The sequence below is a fragment of the Nocardioides astragali genome, from assembly GCF_024436375.1.
Lineage (GTDB): Bacteria > Actinomycetota > Actinomycetes > Propionibacteriales > Nocardioidaceae > Nocardioides > Nocardioides astragali.
The window spans coordinates 112,553-128,345 of sequence record NZ_JAFMZM010000007.1 but is presented as its reverse complement, the minus strand read 5'-3'; the positions used below and the strand labels follow the sequence as shown (position 1 = coordinate 128,345).

General features: G+C 70.8%; 13 protein-coding genes. 5 read left to right on the top strand and 8 right to left on the bottom strand.

Annotation, left to right across the window (positions count from 1 at the left end; translation table 11 throughout):
* Positions 1-7: 7 nt before the first annotated feature.
* Entirely contained in the window at positions 8-1,525 is a 1,518-nt protein-coding gene (locus J3P44_RS22385) for a sodium/solute symporter (protein ID WP_255892717.1), read from the top strand.
* 21 nt (positions 1,526-1,546) lie between these two features.
* Here J3P44_RS22385 and J3P44_RS22380 read toward each other — a convergent pair whose 3' ends face one another.
* Complete coding sequence (locus tag J3P44_RS22380; RefSeq protein ID WP_255892716.1) at positions 1,547-2,713, bottom strand: mandelate racemase/muconate lactonizing enzyme family protein; 1,167 nt, start codon at positions 2,711-2,713, stop codon at positions 1,547-1,549.
* A gap of 106 nt (positions 2,714-2,819) precedes the next feature.
* Between J3P44_RS22380 and J3P44_RS22375 the strand changes: the two genes are divergently transcribed.
* Positions 2,820-3,503 (top strand): GntR family transcriptional regulator, encoded by a 684-nt coding sequence (locus J3P44_RS22375; RefSeq protein ID WP_255892715.1) that lies wholly within the window; start codon positions 2,820-2,822, stop codon positions 3,501-3,503.
* 112 nt (positions 3,504-3,615) lie between these two features.
* Here the strand turns inward: J3P44_RS22375 and J3P44_RS22370 are convergent, their stop codons facing one another.
* Positions 3,616-4,311, bottom strand: a complete 696-nt coding sequence (locus tag J3P44_RS22370; protein ID WP_255892714.1) for a VOC family protein — start codon at positions 4,309-4,311, stop codon at positions 3,616-3,618.
* Between the two features lie 49 nt (positions 4,312-4,360).
* Positions 4,361-4,765, bottom strand: coding sequence for a MarR family winged helix-turn-helix transcriptional regulator (locus J3P44_RS22365; RefSeq protein WP_255892713.1), 405 nt, complete (start codon positions 4,763-4,765; stop codon positions 4,361-4,363).
* Between the two features lie 86 nt (positions 4,766-4,851).
* On the opposite strand from J3P44_RS22365, the gene J3P44_RS22360 reads away from it, so the two are divergent.
* The gene (locus tag J3P44_RS22360; RefSeq protein ID WP_255892712.1) at positions 4,852-6,324 is read left to right on the top strand and encodes an MFS transporter; all 1,473 of its coding nucleotides are present in this window, start codon (positions 4,852-4,854) and stop codon (positions 6,322-6,324) included.
* On the opposite strand, the gene J3P44_RS22355 is transcribed toward J3P44_RS22360, so the two are convergent.
* Entirely contained in the window at positions 6,300-7,139 is an 840-nt protein-coding gene (locus tag J3P44_RS22355; protein WP_255892711.1) for a hypothetical protein, read from the bottom strand. The genes J3P44_RS22360 and J3P44_RS22355 overlap by 25 nt on opposite strands.
* A gap of 122 nt (positions 7,140-7,261) precedes the next feature.
* Between J3P44_RS22355 and J3P44_RS22350 the strand changes: the two genes are divergently transcribed.
* A complete protein-coding gene (locus J3P44_RS22350) occupies positions 7,262-9,598 on the top strand; it encodes an ATP-binding protein (protein ID WP_255892710.1) in 2,337 nt (778 codons plus the stop codon).
* Positions 9,599-9,625: 27 nt separating this feature from the next.
* Here J3P44_RS22350 and J3P44_RS22345 read toward each other — a convergent pair whose 3' ends face one another.
* From J3P44_RS22345 to nirB, 3 genes are read right to left on the bottom strand one after another with little or no spacing between them, the layout of a single operon-like run.
* Entirely contained in the window at positions 9,626-10,756 is a 1,131-nt protein-coding gene (locus J3P44_RS22345; RefSeq protein ID WP_255892709.1) for a uroporphyrinogen-III synthase, read from the bottom strand.
* Positions 10,753-11,103, bottom strand: coding sequence for a nitrite reductase small subunit NirD (gene nirD / locus J3P44_RS22340; protein ID WP_255892708.1), 351 nt, complete (start codon positions 11,101-11,103; stop codon positions 10,753-10,755). The genes J3P44_RS22345 and nirD overlap by 4 nt, the downstream gene beginning before the upstream one ends.
* 23 nt (positions 11,104-11,126) lie before the next feature.
* A complete protein-coding gene (gene nirB, locus J3P44_RS22335; protein ID WP_255892707.1) occupies positions 11,127-13,730 on the bottom strand; it encodes a nitrite reductase large subunit NirB in 2,604 nt (867 codons plus the stop codon).
* 151 nt (positions 13,731-13,881) lie between these two features.
* On the opposite strand from nirB, the gene J3P44_RS22330 reads away from it, so the two are divergent.
* Complete coding sequence (locus tag J3P44_RS22330; protein ID WP_255892706.1) at positions 13,882-15,339, top strand: phospholipase D family protein; 1,458 nt, start codon at positions 13,882-13,884, stop codon at positions 15,337-15,339.
* A gap of 4 nt (positions 15,340-15,343) precedes the next feature.
* On the opposite strand, the gene J3P44_RS22325 is transcribed toward J3P44_RS22330, so the two are convergent.
* The gene (locus tag J3P44_RS22325; RefSeq protein ID WP_255892705.1) at positions 15,344-15,763 is read right to left on the bottom strand and encodes a MarR family winged helix-turn-helix transcriptional regulator; all 420 of its coding nucleotides are present in this window, start codon (positions 15,761-15,763) and stop codon (positions 15,344-15,346) included.
* Between the last annotated feature and the right edge of the window lie 30 nt (positions 15,764-15,793).

Sequence of the window (15,793 nt, the reverse complement as noted above, 5' to 3'; positions counted from 1 at the left end):
GCTTCGCATGAACACCGACATCGTGCCCGGCGTCGTCGCGGTCGTGCTCGTCTCGATCGCCACCCTCGCGATCGGCACTTGGGGGCTGCGGATCTCCCGCACCACCAGCGACTTCTTCGTCGCCTCCCGCACCGTCCGTCCGCGGCTCAACGCCAGCGCGATCGGCGGCGAGTACCTCTCCGCCGCGTCCTTCCTCGGGGTCGCGGGGCTGCTGCTGACGTTCGGCGCGGAGATGCTCTGGTATCCCGTCGGCTGGACCGCCGGGTACCTCGTCCTGCTGGTCCTCGTGGCCGCACCCCTCCGGCGCTCGGGTGCCTACACGCTGCCCGACTTCGCCGAGGCGCGGCTGGGCTCGCGCGGCGTGCGCAAGCTCTGCTCGGTGCTGGTCGTCGGCATCGGCTGGCTCTACCTGCTGCCCCAGTTCCAGGGCGCCGGCGTCACGCTGCGGTCGACCATCGGCGCCCCTCCGTGGGCCGGCTCGCTGGTGGTCGCGCTCGTCGTGCTCGCGTCGGTCAGCCCCGGCGGCATGCGGTCGATCACCTTCGTCCAGGCCTTCCAGTACTGGCTGAAGCTGACCGCGCTGCTCATCCCCGCCTTCGTCCTCATCGCCGTCTGGGCCAGCGACGGCGCGGTCGACCCGACCGGCGCGGCGCCGGCGTCGTGGTCGATCCCGCTGGCCTCCCCCGGCGGCGGCATCGGGCTCTACACGACGTACTCCCTGATCGTCGCGACCTTCCTCGGCACGATGGGGCTGCCGCACGTGGTCGTGCGGTTCTACACCAACCCCGACGGCCGCGCTGCCCGTCGTACGACCCTGGCGGTCCTCGCGCTGCTGGGCATCTTCTACGTGCTCCCCCCGTTGTACGGCGCGCTCGGCCGCATCTACGCCCCCGACCTCGCCGACGGCCGGGCCGACGTCCTCGTGCTCGAGCTGCCGCAGCTGATGGTCCCCGGGCTGCTGGGCTCGATGCTGACCGGACTGGTGACCGCGGGCGCCTTCGCCGCCTTCCTCTCGACCAGCTCGGGGCTGACCATCGCCGTCGCGGGGGTGCTCTCCCAGGACGTGACCGGGCGGCGGTGGGGCACGCGACGGCTCGGTGGGGTGGCAGCCTTCCGCGTCGCGGCGGCCATCGCGGTCGTCGTACCACTGCTGATGTCGCTGCCGGCCCAGGACGTCGCGGTTGCGCGGACCGTGGGGCTGGCCTTCGCCGTCACGGCGTCGACCTTCGCACCGCTGCTGATGCTCGGCATCTGGTGGCGGGGGCTCACTCCTCGAGGCGCGGTGGCCGGGCTGCTGGTCGGCGGCCTGGGATCAGGGGCCGCGGTCGCCTGGACGCTCGCGACGTCATCCTCGACCGGCTGGACCGCCGCCCTGCTCGGGCAGCCCGCGGCCTGGAGCGTGCCTGCCTCGCTCGCCACGATGGTGGTGGTCTCGCGGCTGACCCGGGCCTCCGTGCCGGCGCACGCGGGGCGGTTCATGGTGCGGCTCCACACGCCGGAGGCCGTGGAGCTCGAGCGGGGGTAGGCGCTCGGATGCCCGCGATACCTATTCGTGCAGCTCGCGGAGGACCTCGAGGAAGTTCGCCTTGCCCTCGAAGCCGATGCCGGGCCGGTCGTCGAGGGCGACCCGGCTGCCTTCGACGACCGCGTCGTCGGCGAACCCGCCAGTGGGCTGGAACTCACCCGGGTAGGACTCGTTGCCGCCGAGCTTGAGGGCAGCAGCGATGTGCAGGGAGAACTGGTGGCCCCCATGCGGGATGCAGCGACGCGACGACCAGCCGTGCTGGGAGAGCATGTCCTGGATGCGCCTGTACTCGACGAGCCCGTAGCTGAGCGCCGGGTCGATCTGGATGTAGTCGCGGTCGGGCCGCATGCCGCCGTACCGGACGAGGTTGCGCGCGTCCTGCAGCGAGAAGAGGTTCTCTCCGGTCGCGATCGGGTTCTTGTACTGCTCGGAGAGGGTCGCGTTGAGACGATAGTCGAGCGGGTCGCCGACCTCCTCGTACCAGAACAGGTCGTAGGGGTCGAGCGCCCTTGCGTACTCGAGCGCGGTGTCGAGGTCGAAGCGACCGTTGACGTCGACGGCGAGCCGTGATCCGTCCCCGCCGAGGACCTCCAGGACGGCCTCGATGCGCCGCAGGTCCTCCGCGAGCGGGGCGCCGCCGATCTTCATCTTGACGACGTCGTAGCCCGCGTCGAGGAAGCGGCGCATCTCGTCCTGGAGGTCGCGGTCGCTCTTGCCCGGGGCGTAGTAGCCGCCGGCGGCGTAGACGAAGACGGAATCGTCGGGGTCGCCGTCGCCGTAGTGGTCGGAGATCCAGCGGTAGAGCGGGACGCCCGCGACCTTGGCGGCCAGGTCGTGCAACGCCATGTCGACCACGCCGACCGCCACCGAGCGCTCCCCGTGGCCACCGGGCTTCTCGTTGCGCATCATCGCCTCCCAGGCGAACGACGGCGAGAGGTCCCCCGCCTCGTCGAGGAGCGCGCCCTCAGGAGCATCCATCAAGCGGGGCAGGATCCGGCGGCGAAGGATCTCCCCGGCCGAGTAGCGACCGTTGGAGTTGAAGCCGTAGCCGACGAGCGGCTTCCCGTCGACGACCACGTCGCTGACCAGCGCGAGGATCGAGCAGTCCATGGTGGAGAAGTCGATGAAGGCGTTGCTCATCGACGAGCTGATGGGGATGACGCCTTCATGGGCGGAGACGATGCGCATCCGGCACCCTTCCTCGTAACTTATAAGATATTGGATACGACACCCTAGGCGTCGCGATGCCCACCGCGCAAACCGACTTATAAGAAACATGTGTCATGCTGCTCGCGTGACCACGTACACCTTCACGAGCAAGGCGGACGTGGCCTACGCGCAGATCCGCCAGCAGATCCTGGACGGCTCGTTGGAGGCGGGATCCGCCCTCGCCCAGTACGAGCTCGCCGCCTCGATGGGCATCAGCATCACCCCGCTCCGCGAGGCCATCCGTCGCCTGAGCGGTGAGGGGCTCGTCCTGCTCGAGGGGCATCGCAACGCCCGAGTGGCGGCGATGGACTTCGTGGAGGCTCGCCAGCTGTTCGAGACACGCCAGGCGCTCGAACCCGCTGCGGTGGCACTGGCAGCTGTACGCCGTACCGATGCGGACATCGCCCGCATGGACGCCGCCCTCGAGAACCTGCTCCCGGTGACGCGAGAGTGGGGTGAGGTGGCACTGGCGGCGCACCGCGAGGTCCACGAGGCCTTGTTCACCGCCTCGCACAACACCGTCATGGTTCGCATGCTGAACGACCTGTGGGACAAGTCTGATCGCTACCGCCGCGCTGGTCTCGAGCTCCCACCAGGAGGCGAGCCGCGCACGCGCGACTTCGACGAGCATCACCGTCTCGTGGCACTGGTGAAGGATCGGGACGCTGAGGCTGCTCAGAGCTTGATGTTCTCCCACATCGCGAACAGCCTGACCGCCGCCGCTCTCGACGCGCACGAAGTCCAGGCGGGCGTTCACCCGAGCGCGTAGCGGCGTCCGAAACAGGGACACGCGACCATCAACTGGCTCGAGCGGACCCAGGGCCGCTCGGCGCTCGGCATGACGGGTGCTGAGCGGCCATAGCCATACCCCAGTTCGCGCGTCAGCCGGTCGTCCGCACGACGAGCTCGTTGCCGTCCGGGTCGGCCATCTCGACCTCGGAGCCCCGCCACTCGACCTCACGCGCGCCGAGGGACACCAGCCGCTCGACCTCGGCGTCCAGCGCACCGACAGCGACCAGCTCGACGTAGATCCGGCGCGGGCCGGCGTACTCGTTGAGCGGGGGACCGCCCCACGCGATCTTGAAACCGCCAGCCGGCGGAGCGATCGCGGTCTCCCCGTCCTCGTCCCACACCAGCGGCCAGCCGAGCGCGGCGGCCCAGAAGATTCCGACGTCCCGCGTGCCGTCGGCCGCGACCTCGCCGAGGAAGCCGGTGCCGGCGAGCCAGTTGTTGCCCGCCTCGATCACGCAGAACTCGTTGCCGTCGGGATCGGCCAGCACGACGTGGTCCTCGTCCGGCAGCTGGCCGACGTCGAGGTGGGATGCGCCCAGGCCGAGGGCACGGGCCACCGTGTCTGCCTGTGAGGCCGAGTTGCTGGTCAGGTGGAAGTGGATCTGGTTGAGCCCGGCCTTCGGCTCGTCCGTGGGGACGAAGGCGAGCCGGAAGGGTGTGTCGGCGTCGGGGAGCAGGACGACGCCCTCCGGAGCGCGCTCCCACCCGAGCAGCTCTCCCCAGAACGCCGCCAACGCCTGGGGGTCCGAGGCGCGAACGGTGAGCGCGTGCAGTCGTGCGGCCATCCCGGCAGCGTAGGAACCAAGGCCCCGGACTGCCACTGGATAACGCGCGCTAGGAGTCCCAGGCTCGACTCAGCACAGCCCGGTGTGTGGGCAGTGCCTGCTCGTAGACCTGCTTCCCCTTGTCGGTGAGGCAGACGAAGACGGCGCGCCGGTCCTCGATGCACATGTCCCGGCCGACCAGGCCGTCCCTCTCCAGCCGCGCGACCGCTCGCGAGAGGGCGCTCTGGCTGAGGTGGATGTCGCGCGCGAGGTCGCTCATGCGGTACTTCCCGCAGTTCGCGTCGACGACGCGCTCGAGCGTCTCGAACTCACTCAGCCCGATCGCGTGCTCGTCCTGGAGGGCCTTCTCCATCGCGCAGCTCACCGCTGCATGCCGGTCCAGCAGCTCGCGCCACTCCTCCACGAGGGCCGCGGAAGTCTCGCGAGCCGAGGAGGCTACGGGTCGTTCTGCCATGGCGGCAGGATAACGCCAGCCTCATGTCGATGCAAGCGCATTAATTGCGCTTGCATTCAATGCGTACGCATGGAAGTGTGCGTCGGGTGACTTCACCAACCACGCAGACCACCACTCCTCCCACCACGAGCTCCTTCACCTGGAGCCCCCGCGTCTGGGCAATGCTGATCACCCTCTGCATCGTCTTGTTCCTCGACGGCCTCGACGTCTCGATGATCGGCGTCGCCCTGCCCTCGATCGGCGCCGAGCTCGATCTGTCGACCTCGTCCCTGCAGTGGCTCGTCAGCGGCTACATCCTCGGCTACGGCGGCCTGCTCCTGCTCGGTGGCCGCACCGCAGACCTCTTCGGGCGACGCAAGGTCTTCCTCATCGCACTCGCGGTGTTCACGGTCGCGTCGCTTGCCGGAGGCTTGGTCAACAGCGGGCCACTCCTGATCCTCACCAGGTTCATCAAGGGCCTGGCCGCCGCCTTCACCGCCCCCACCGGACTCTCGATCATCACCACGAGCTTCGCTGAGGGACCGGCCCGCAACAAGGCGCTGTCGATCTACACGGTCTTCGGCGCAGGGGGCTACTCCTCCGGCCTGCTCTTCGGCGGCTTGATGGCTGGGGTCGGCTGGCGCTGGACGTTCCTGCTGCCGGTGCCGATCGCCTTGGCCGCGCTGGCCGCCGCGTACGTGCTGCTCCCCAAGGACAAGCCCGCGGAAGGCGGCGGTCACGACCTCTTGGGCGCTGCTCTCTCCACCGGGGCGATGCTGCTGCTCGTCTACACCGTCGTCACCGCTCCCGAGGTCGGCTGGGCGTCGGCTCGAACCGTCGCATCGTTCGCGCTCGCGGCAGCCCTGGTCGCGCTGTTCGTGCTCGCCGAGAGTCGGGTCAAGCACCCGCTGATCCGGCTGGGCATCCTCCGCAAGGCTTCGCTGGTCCGCGCGAGCCTCGCCATCGTCGCCGTGGCCGGCTCCTACTTCAGCTGGCAGTTCATCGTGACGTTGTACCTCCAGGACACCTTGGGCTGGTCACCGCTGAAGCTGGCGCTCGCCCTGCTGCCCGTCGGCCTGATGGTCGCCGCCTCCGCGGTGTTCTCCGACAAGCTGGTCAACCGGTTCGGCACCGCCCGGATCATCGCGGTCAGCATGGCCGTGATGGCGATCGGCTACCTGTTGTTCCTGAGGCTGGACACCTCTCCGTCCTACCTGACGATGCTGCTGCCGGCGGTGCTCCTCATCGGGGTCGGATGGATCGGGTTCCCCGCGATCAACATCCAGGCGACCGCTGGCGTCGACGACGACGAGCAGGGCCTGGCGGCCGGCGTCCTCCAGACCTCCATGCAGGTCGGGGCCGCCATCGTCCTCGCCGTGACCACAGCCGTGATCGCGTCGGGCGCCGACGGCGCTACGTCACCCGAAGGCATGCTGGACGCCTTCCGGCCTGGTCTCGTCTTCGCCGCATTGGTGTCGATCGCCGGCGCCGTGGTCGCAGCCCTCGCGCTGGTCCCCCACCGCCGCGACCCGTCGTTGCCCGAGCCGGAGCTGCCTCAGCCCGAGCTCGCGTCACGGTAGACGGTGGTCACGCGGACGACCTTCGAGGTGGACTCCGCGAGCAGGTCGTTGCCGCGGGTCTCCGCCTCGAACTGCGCACGCGGCAGGGTGCCCAGCCAGCGGAACTTCCGCGACCAGGTGCCGCCGTAGTCGTAGACGCCCGCGCCCCCGCGCAGCGGCCTGAACGTCCTCTCGCCGGGCCCTCGCGCCAGCACCCGGAGCCGCAGCGGCAGGGCGGCGTCGGGCACCCGCATCCAGCCCGTCGGCGATTGGACCTTCACCGACACGCGGAACCGGATCGGCTGTCCGGGCTTCGGGGTGCGGTCGGACAGGGTGAGCGTGGTGCGGGTCTGCGGCTTGGCCATCGTGAAGTCCGCGGAGGGCAGCTGCTCGGTGTGCGTGATGCCGCCGGGGTCGACCCAGCTGAGCGTTGCAGCGAGCGTGTAGCGGCCTGGGGCGTACACACCCGCCGTGTCGCCGTAGCCACAGAAGTCCAGGGTCGTGCTCCCGGCGGACTGGTCACCCAGGTGGGAGGACAGGCTGACGAACGGCCCGGGCGAGCCGTCGCTACGCGTGGTGGAGAGGTGCAGCGACCAGTTCCCGGAGCGCGGGTTCGCGGCGTACGACACCGGGTGCCGGACGCAGCTCTGGTAGAGGACCCCGTCGGCGGTGGTCAAGGCGCTCGGCGCCTGGGCGGAGGCGGGCACAGCGGCGACGGCGGAGGCGACGAGAGCCGAGGCGAGGAGGAGCCTCGGCGACCTTCGACCCGATCGTGGAGCAGCGGCCCGGCCCGGTCGTGCCTTGCTCTCCGCGCCGGCCTGGGACTGCACTGACATCCGATCCCCCTTCTTGGACACCGTCCAAGAAGGTAGGGGCTCGGAGCCGGCATGACCACTCGGAAGCGCGCTGCGCCGGCGAAAGACCCATCTCATGGGAGAGCCTCCACTAGCATGGCGAGATGGCGAGCAGGCGGCCATCTGGCAACCTCCCGACCGAGTTGAGCTCGTTCGTCGGGCGCCGCCTCGAGGTCGTCGAAGGCCGCCAGCTGCTCACGCGGTCCCGGCTCGTGACGCTGACCGGACCCGGAGGGGTGGGCAAGACCCGGCTGGCGCTGCAGATCGCCGAGACTGTCAGCCGGGCCTTCAACGGCGGTGTCTGGCTGGTCGAGCTGGCGTCGGTGAGCGACCCGGCGAACGTCGCCGAGGTGATAGCGGGCAGCCTGCGGGTGCCTGAACAGTCCGCCCGCGCTCCGGAGGACGCGCTCGCCGCCTTCCTGTCGGGCCGCGAGCTGCTGCTCCTGGTCGACAACTGCGAGCACGTCCTGGAGACGTGCTCGGGCCTGTTGGAAGATCTCCTCCGTGCAGCGCCCAGGCTGCACGTGCTGGCCACCAGCCGGGAGATCCTCAGCGTGCCCGGCGAGCTTGTCTATGCCGTCATGCCGCTGGGGCTGCCGCCCGACGGCGCCGACACGCTCGCCAGTGCAGCGGACTCCCCCGCTCTCACGCTTCTGCTCGACAGGGCGCGCGCCGCGGACCAGCGATTTGAGCTCGACAAGCACAACCTGGCTGACCTGGTCCAGATCTGCCGCCGTCTGGATGGGCTCCCGCTGGCCCTGGAGCTGGCCGCCGCGCAGCTCCGGTCGTTGTCACCACGGGACCTCACCAAGCGCCTGGACAGCCGGTTCGCCCTCCTCAACACGGGAGGGGCAGGACGGCGGCGAAGCCTGCGCCACACGGTCGAATGGAGCTTCGAGCTGTGCACCAAGCCCGAACGCAGGCTGTGGAGCAGGCTCTCGGTGTTCACGGCCGACTTCGAGCTCGACGCGATCGAGGCCGTGTGCGGCGGGGACGCGATCGAGGAGGACGACATCCCCACGGTGGTCTTCGGGCTCGTGGACAAGTCGATCCTGCTGGTTCAGACACTCGGCGGGCGCAGGTGCTTCCGGATGCTGGAGTCTCTCCGGGACTACGGTCTGGAGCTGCTCCGCGACCAGCACGGCATCGGCGGAGAAGTCCCCCTGTCGGAAGAGGAGCTTCGGTCCCGGCACTTGGCGTACTACGCGCAGCTGGGGGCGACGTTCGAGCGCGGATGGTTCGGTCCCGAGCAGCCCATGTGGGTGGCCCGGATGAACGCGGAGCTGCCGAACATCCGCGCGGCGCTCCAGTTCAGCCTCGACCACCCGGAGCACCTCCGGACCGGGCAGCTCCTCGCCGCGGACCTCTGCCACTTCTGGCTCTCGGGAACGCAACGCGAGGGCGCGGCGTGGCTCGCCAGGCTCCTGGACGCGGACCCGCACCCCAGCCGCGAGCGGGTCCATGCGCTCGCCGCGATGTCGTGGGTGTCCTCCGTCCTGGGGCTCGCAGAGCAGTCCGCGGGTGCCGCCATGGCCGCCCTCGACCTCGTCCACGAGCACGCGCCTGAATGGACGTCCCGGGTCTACCAGCACAGCGGCATGGTCCGGGCCCAGCAGGGAGATTCCTCCGCCCTGCCGCTGCTCGAGCAGGCATTGGCCCTGGCGAGGAGAGAGGCTGGCGATGACTCCGGGGAGGCGGCGTACGCCTGGTTCTGCGTCGCCTTCTTCCACATGCTCTCCGGCGATGGCGAGGGCGCCGGACGCGCTTTCACGGAAAGCTTCACCATCTGCCGCCGCACAGGTGAGCGTTGGTGGCTCGGCTGGACCCTGCTGGCTGAGGGGTTCTTCTCGTGGCTGGCAAGTGACCCGACGACGATCGAGGCGGCCGTCACTGACGCACTGGTCAATCTCAGGGAGATCCCCGACGTCCGAGGATGCGTCACTGCGTTGAACCATCTCGCGTTGGCCGGCGCCCATGGCGACGACAAGCTGGCCACCTACTTGTTCGGCGTCTGCGACGAGTTCTGGCGGGACGCGGGCGGCTCGCTGCTCGACATGGATCCCTGGGCGACAGCGCTCTCCGCCGCTCGGCGCAGGTGCCGAGACGCGTTGGGAGAAGAGGAGTACGACAGGGCGTACCGCAGGGGTCGCGAGGGCACCGTCGACGACGCCCTCGCAGTCGTGCTGGGGAAGCGCCCGCAGACCAGCGCCCGCGCCCCTCAGCGACTCGACGGCGAGGCGTATGCCCAGCTCACCCCGCGGGAGGCGGACGTCGTCCAGCTCCTGACCGAGGGACTCAGCAACAGGGAGATTGCGGAACGGCTCGTTCTCTCCGTCCGCACAGTCGAGACCCACGTGCAGAACATCTTCAACAAGACCGGCTTCGCGTCCCGCGCCCAGGTCGCCGCCTGGCAGACCAGTCGCCGCGCCATCCAGGAGTAGCCGCCGGCCGCCGAATGACCGCCAACGTCAGCCGACCGCCAGCCGATATCCCCGCTTCACGACGGTGAGCACGGCCTTGGTCCCGATCGCGGCGCGCAGCCGCGCGACCGCCATCTCGACGGCGTGCTCGGAGCCGGCCTGACCGCTCGGGAGCGCGGCGAGCAGGGCACGGCGGGAGACAACGTGCCCGGGGTTGACCAGCAGCGCCATCAGCACCGACGCGGGCGCCGGCGACAGCTCGACCGGTACGCCGTCGAGCAGCAACGAGTCGGTGTGCACGATGAGCGTCCGCCCGTCCGCGAGGCGTACGTCGACGCCGTCTCGGCGGGTCGGCAGCTCGGTCTCCAGCTGCTTGACCAGACCGGCCAGGCGCGAGCGCTCGGGGACGATCGTCGGGACGCCCCACATCTCGAACGCGGCAGCGGTGACCGGACCGACGCACGCGGCGACGACGTCGGACTGGAAGGCCGAGATGACGTCGTCGCGCCGGCCGACCGAGAAGGCCGCCTCCATCAGCGCCGCCACGGCCGGCGCGGAGGTGAACGTCACCGCGTCGAGCTTGCAGTCGGCGATGAGGTCGATCAGGCCGAACATCGGCTCCGGGTCGTCGGCGGACGCCACCCGGTAGATCGGGACCGTGACGACCTCGGCGCCCTGCCGGCGCAGCGCGTGTGCCGACATCGAGAGCGACTGGCCGTGCTCCTGCACCACGATCCGCTTGCCGGTGAGGTCGCGCCCGCGCAGGTGGGCGAGGACGTCCTCGAAGCACTCCGACTCCGGGGCCCACAGCTCGCGCAGCCCGTGCCGGCGGAGCACGCCGACGCTCTTCGGACCGCGGGCCAGGATCTCGGAGTGGCCGAGCGCGGCCACCAGGTCGTCGTACAACCCGGCCTCGGCGGCGGCGTCGAGCCAGGTCCGCATCCCGATCCCGGTCGTGGCGAGGAAGAGGTCGACGGGGCCGGCGAGGACCTCCTTGGTCGCAGCGAGCAGCTCGCCGACCTCGACGTGGTTGGGCTCCAGCGACAGCGCGGCGGCCCACTCGACCTCGGCTCCGCGACGGCGCAGCAAAGCGACCTGCTCGTCGGCCTTCCGCGCGGCGGTGACGCCGATGCGGAAGCCCTCGAGAGGTCGCGATGCGGGCTCGGAGGCGGCTGTCACGTGGACTCCCGCGCCGGTTCGAGGGACGCCGCTCCGACCAGCACCCGGCCGTCGACGACCGAGACCTCGTACGCCGTCACGCTGACGCTGTCGTCGTCGAGGCACCGCCCGGTGGTCAGGTCGAAGGCCTGCTTGTACATCGGCGAGCTCACCACCGGCACGTCGCCGCGGCTGCCCACGATGCCGCGCGAGAGGACGGACGCGCCGCTGAACGGGTCGACGTTGCTGATGGCGAAGACCTCTCCGGAGTAGGTGCGGAAGATCGCGACCGCCTCCCCGCCGACGAGCGCCGCCACGCCGCCCTCGAGCGGGATCGCGTCGACGGAGCAGATCTCGGTCCAGGTCATCTGCAGCTCCTCCGAGATCGTCGTCACGACGGGGCCCCGACCGGGATCAGTGCCGGGGCGATCGGCTGGATCTGGTCCCGCTCGGTCGTGAAGGCGATGCTCGGGTCGGGGGTGTCAGGGGCGTTGACGAAGGAGACGAAGCGCGCCAGCTTCTCCGGGTCCTCCAGCGTCTCGCGCCACTCGTCGGCGTACCCGCCCACGTGCCGCGCCATCTCGGACTCCAGCTCGGCGCCGAGCCCGAGCGCGTCGTCGACGACGACCTCGCGGACCCGGTCGAGCCCGCCCTCGAGCTGCTCGATCCACGTCGACGTGCGCTGGAGCCGGTCGGCGGTGCGGACGTAGTACATGAGGAAGCGATCGAGATAGCTGACGAGGGTCTCGGTGGAGAGGTCACCGGCGAGGAGCCGCGCGTGGGCAGGGTTGGCGCCGCCGTTGCCGCCGACATAGAGGTTCCAGCCCTTCTCGGTCGCGATGACGCCGAAGTCCTTGCCGCGCGCCTCCGCGCACTCGCGGGCACAGCCGCTGACGCCACCCTTGAGCTTGTGGGGGCTGCGCAGGCCGCGGTAGCGCAGCTCGAGCGCGATCGCGAGGCCGACGGAGTCCTGCACGCCGTAGCGGCACCACGTCGAGCCGACGCACGACTTCACCGTGCGCAGCGACTTGCCGTAGGCGTGGCCGGACTCGAAGCCGGCGTCGACGAGGCGGCGCCAGATCGCGGGCAGCTGCTCCATCCGGGCGCCGAACAGGTCGATCCGCTGGCCGCCGGTGATCTTGGTGTAGAGGTCGAAGTCGCGGGCCACCTCGCCGATGACGATGAGCTTCTCGGGCGTGATCTCGCCGCCGGGGATGCGCGGGACGACCGAGTAGGTGCCGTTGCGCTGGATGTTGGCGAGGTAGGCGTCGTTGGTGTCCTGGAGGGCGACCGTCGTCGGCTCGAGGATGTGGGTGCTGGTCTGGCTGGCCAGGATGCTCGCGATCGCGGGCTTGCAGATGTCGCAACCGCGCCCGGTGCCGTGGGCCTCGACGATGTCGTCGAAGCGGCGGTAGCCGTGGACCGCGACGACGTCGAAGAGCTCCTGGCGGCTGAGCCGGAAGTGCTCGCACAGACCCTTGTCGACGACCTTGCCGATGCTGGCGAAGTGCTCCTCGATGAGGTTCTTGACCGTCGGGACGCAGGAGCCGCAGGTGCTGCCTGCGCGGGTGCACGCCTTGACGGCAGCCACGTCCTCGCAGCCCTCCTCCGTCACCGCGTGCAGGATGTCGGCCTTGGTGACGTCGTTGCAGGAGCAGACCTGGGCCTCGTCGGGCATCCCGAGCGGCGCGCCGGTGCCGGCCGGGAGGATGAGCTGCTCGGGGTTGTCGGGGAGCGCGAGCCCGCTGCTCACCATCGGCCGGAGGATGCCGTACGCCGACGCGTCGCCGACCAGGATGCCGCCGAGGAGCCGGAACGAGCCGTCCCCAGCGTCCGACTCGGCGATGACGAGCTTCTTGTAGACCCCGCTGACCGCGTCGGCGTACGTCAGCTCGAGCGCGCCGTCGGTGGTGGCGAACGCGTCGCCGAAGCTGGCCACGTCGACCCCGAGGAGCTTGAGCTTGGTCGACATGTCGGCGCCGGTGAACGTGCCGGGACCGTCGAGGAGTGCGTCGACGACCACCTCCGCCATCGCGTAGCCGGGGGCGACCAGGCCGTACATCGTCCCGCCGGGTGCGGCGCACTCGCCGATCGCGAAGATCGACCGGTCGCTCGTGCGGCACTGCTCGTCGACGAGCACGCCGCCGCGCGGGGCGGTGTCCAGCCCGGCCTCACGGGCCAGGGCGTCGCGGGGCCGGATGCCGGCAGAGAAGACGACGACCTGCGCGTCGATCGTCGTCGTCGGCGCGCCCTCCTCCGTGCCGGCCTGCCTCACACGCAGGCCGGAGACGGCGTCGTCGCCCTCGATCGCCTCTGTCAGGACGCCCGTGTGGACCTTCACCCCGAGCCGCTCGATGTGGCGCACCAGCGTCGTGCCGGCCGCCGCGTCGAGCTGCACGGGCATCAGCCGCGGTGCCATCTCGACGACGTTGGTGCTCAGCCCCAGCTGCACGAGGGCGTTGGCGGCCTCGAGCCCGAGCAGCCCGCCACCGATGACGACGCCGCTCGTGGCGGTCAGGCTCGCGGCCTTGATCGCCTCCAGGTCCTCGATGGTGCGGTAGACGAAGCAGCCGTCCTTGCCGCGCCCCTCGACCGGAGGGACGAAAGGCGCCGCGCCCGTGGCGAGCACCAGGACGTCGTACTCGTGGATGCTGACGGCGCCGGGGTGGGCCAGCAGGTCACCGACGGCCTCGGGCGGCGACACCACGGTCACCGTGCGCGCCTCCCGGTCGACCTCCGTGACGACGCTGTCCAGGACCAGCCGCACCCGCGGGTCGTCGTACTCCCCGCCGGGCAGGAGCGAGAGCGCCTCGTCCCCGCCGGTCTCGTGGCCGAACCAGCTGGTGAGCCCGACGCGGTCATAGGCCGCCCGCGGCTCCTCGCCGAGGACGAGCACGTCGTGGGTCTCGGTCAGGCCGCGCTCGACCGCGGCCTGGGCGAAGCGGTGGCCCACCATGCCGTGGCCGACGACGACGATCCTCTGGCGCTTGGTCATGCCGAGAAAGGTACGAAACGGATGTTGTCGGGGACGTCGCCGAATGTTTCGGGCATGAAAACTGGCCGGCACGACCTCACGTAGGGCGGGCACTGACCTGAAGGGGTGACATGGCATCGACGCCCGGCCCGACTGCTGGGAGCCTGAGGGCGTGAGCGAGTGGTTCCTGCCGGAGACGGAGCGGCCCTGGACGTCGGGCAACCTGGTGGTGCCGCGCGTGCACGGGGCCGGCTACTTCGCCCGTCTGCTCGAGGTGATCGGTGCGACGGGGGCAGGCGACCGCATCTTCTTCACCGACTGGCGCGGTGACGCCGACGAGCGGATGGCCGAGGACGGGCCGACCGTCGCGGACCTGTTGTCCTCCGCCGCGGGTCGAGGGGTGGAGGTCCGAGCGCTGATGTGGCGCTCGCACCCCGGCCGGCTCAACGGCGAGGAGAACAGCCACCTCGGACGGGTCATCAACGAGTGCGGCGGCGAGGCGCTGCTGGACGAGCGGGTGCGGCGCGGCGGGTCCCACCACCAGAAGCTGCTGGTCGTACGCCACAAGGGCCGGCCCGAGGAGGACGTGGCGTTCGTCGGCGGGATCGACCTCTGCCACGGCCGCCGCGACGACGCCACCCATGCCGGCGACCCCCAGGCTCCGCCGATGGACGAGCGCTACGGCGAGCGGCCGCCGTGGCACGACGCGATGGCGGAGATCCACGGCCCTGCGGTCGCGCACGTCCTCGACACGTTCGCCGAGCGCTGGGACGACGCGACGCCCCTCGACCACCGCAACCCCTACCGCCTCCTGGCCCAGCGGATCGTCCGGATGCCGCGTCACCCCGAGCCGCTCCCCGAGCGCTGGGACCCGCCACCCGAGGCCGGCCGCCACCAGGTGCAGCTCCTGCGCACCTATGCGGCCAAGCGCCCGGTCTACCCGTTCGCCCCCGACGGGGAGCGCTCCATCGCCCGGGCCTACTCACGCGCGTTCGAGCGGGCGCGGCGCCTGATCTACATCGAGGACCAGTACTTCTGGTCCGATCTCGTGGCCACCACCCTCGCCGAGGCCCTCGAGCGCGAGCCCGGACTGAGCGTCATCGCCGTCGTCCCGCGCTATCCGGAGGAGGACAACCGGGTGGGCGGTCCGCCGATGCTGTACGGCCAGCGGCTCGCGTGGGACCGCCTGCGCGCGGCGGGCGGCGAGCGCTTCGTGATGTTCGACCTGGAGAACCACGCCGGCACGCCGATCTACGTGCACGCCAAGGTGTGCGTGGTCGACGACGAGTGGATGACGATCGGCTCGGACAACCTCAACCTGCGCTCGTGGACCCACGACTCCGAGCTCACCTGCGCCGTCGTCGATCCCGACGGCGAGCTGCCGCGGTCCGTGCGGGCCTCGCTGTGGGCCGAGCACCTCGGCCTCCCCGAGGACGACGACCGGTTCACCGACCTCGACGGCGCCCTGGCGCTGTGGCACGAACGGGTGGGGGCGCCCGGCAGCCGCGTACGCCTCCACGTGCCGCCACCGGTGTCGGGCCGCACGGCCCGGTGGGCGGGGCTGGCCTATCGCCGGCTCTACGACCCCGACGGTCGACCCCGGTGGCTGCGCGGGACGACGGACTTCTGAGAGGTCAGCGGTAGGGGTCGGTCACCTCGCGCAGCTTCATGAGCGCCTCCCGCAGCTGGCCTGCGAGCTCCGGTCCCAGGTGCTCGGTCCACTCGCGCTCGACGCCCATCACGACCTCCATCGCGTGCAGCGCCGCGGCGCGGCCGCGCGGGGTGAACCGAATGAGGCGGGCCCGCCCGTCCGCCGGGTCGGGCACCCGCTCGACGAGTCCCTGCTGCTCCAGGGCTGCGACGAGGAGGCTGGCGGTCTGCTTCGTCACCTGCGCGCGCTCGGCGAGCTCGGTCAGGCGCGAGCCCTCGTCCGCGATGCGCTGCGCGATCCGGGCCTGCGCGACCGTGACGTCGTACCCGGCCTCCCGCATGGCGGAGACGACGCGGTCGTCCATGGCCCGGTAGGACACGAACATCAGCGTGGCGAGGTCCATCGCACCCCTTGACATTGGTCAGCACCACTG

Bases quoted from the DNA above. Each gene is read 5' to 3' on its own strand.
- J3P44_RS22385 (WP_255892717.1), top strand. From the start codon at position 8: ATGAACACCGACATCGTGCCCGGCGTCGTCGCGGTCGTGCTCGTCTCG.
- J3P44_RS22380 (WP_255892716.1), bottom strand. From the start codon at position 2,713: ATGCGCATCGTCTCCGCCCATGAAGGCGTCATCCCCATCAGCTCGTCG.
- J3P44_RS22370 (WP_255892714.1), bottom strand. From the start codon at position 4,311: ATGGCCGCACGACTGCACGCGCTCACCGTTCGCGCCTCGGACCCCCAG.
- J3P44_RS22365 (WP_255892713.1), bottom strand. From the start codon at position 4,765: ATGGCAGAACGACCCGTAGCCTCCTCGGCTCGCGAGACTTCCGCGGCC.
- J3P44_RS22355 (WP_255892711.1), bottom strand. From the start codon at position 7,139: ATGTCAGTGCAGTCCCAGGCCGGCGCGGAGAGCAAGGCACGACCGGGC.
- J3P44_RS22350 (WP_255892710.1), top strand. From the start codon at position 7,262: ATGGCGAGCAGGCGGCCATCTGGCAACCTCCCGACCGAGTTGAGCTCG.
- nirD (WP_255892708.1), bottom strand. From the start codon at position 11,103: ATGACCTGGACCGAGATCTGCTCCGTCGACGCGATCCCGCTCGAGGGC.
- nirB (WP_255892707.1), bottom strand. From the start codon at position 13,730: ATGACCAAGCGCCAGAGGATCGTCGTCGTCGGCCACGGCATGGTGGGC.
- J3P44_RS22325 (WP_255892705.1), bottom strand. From the start codon at position 15,763: ATGGACCTCGCCACGCTGATGTTCGTGTCCTACCGGGCCATGGACGAC.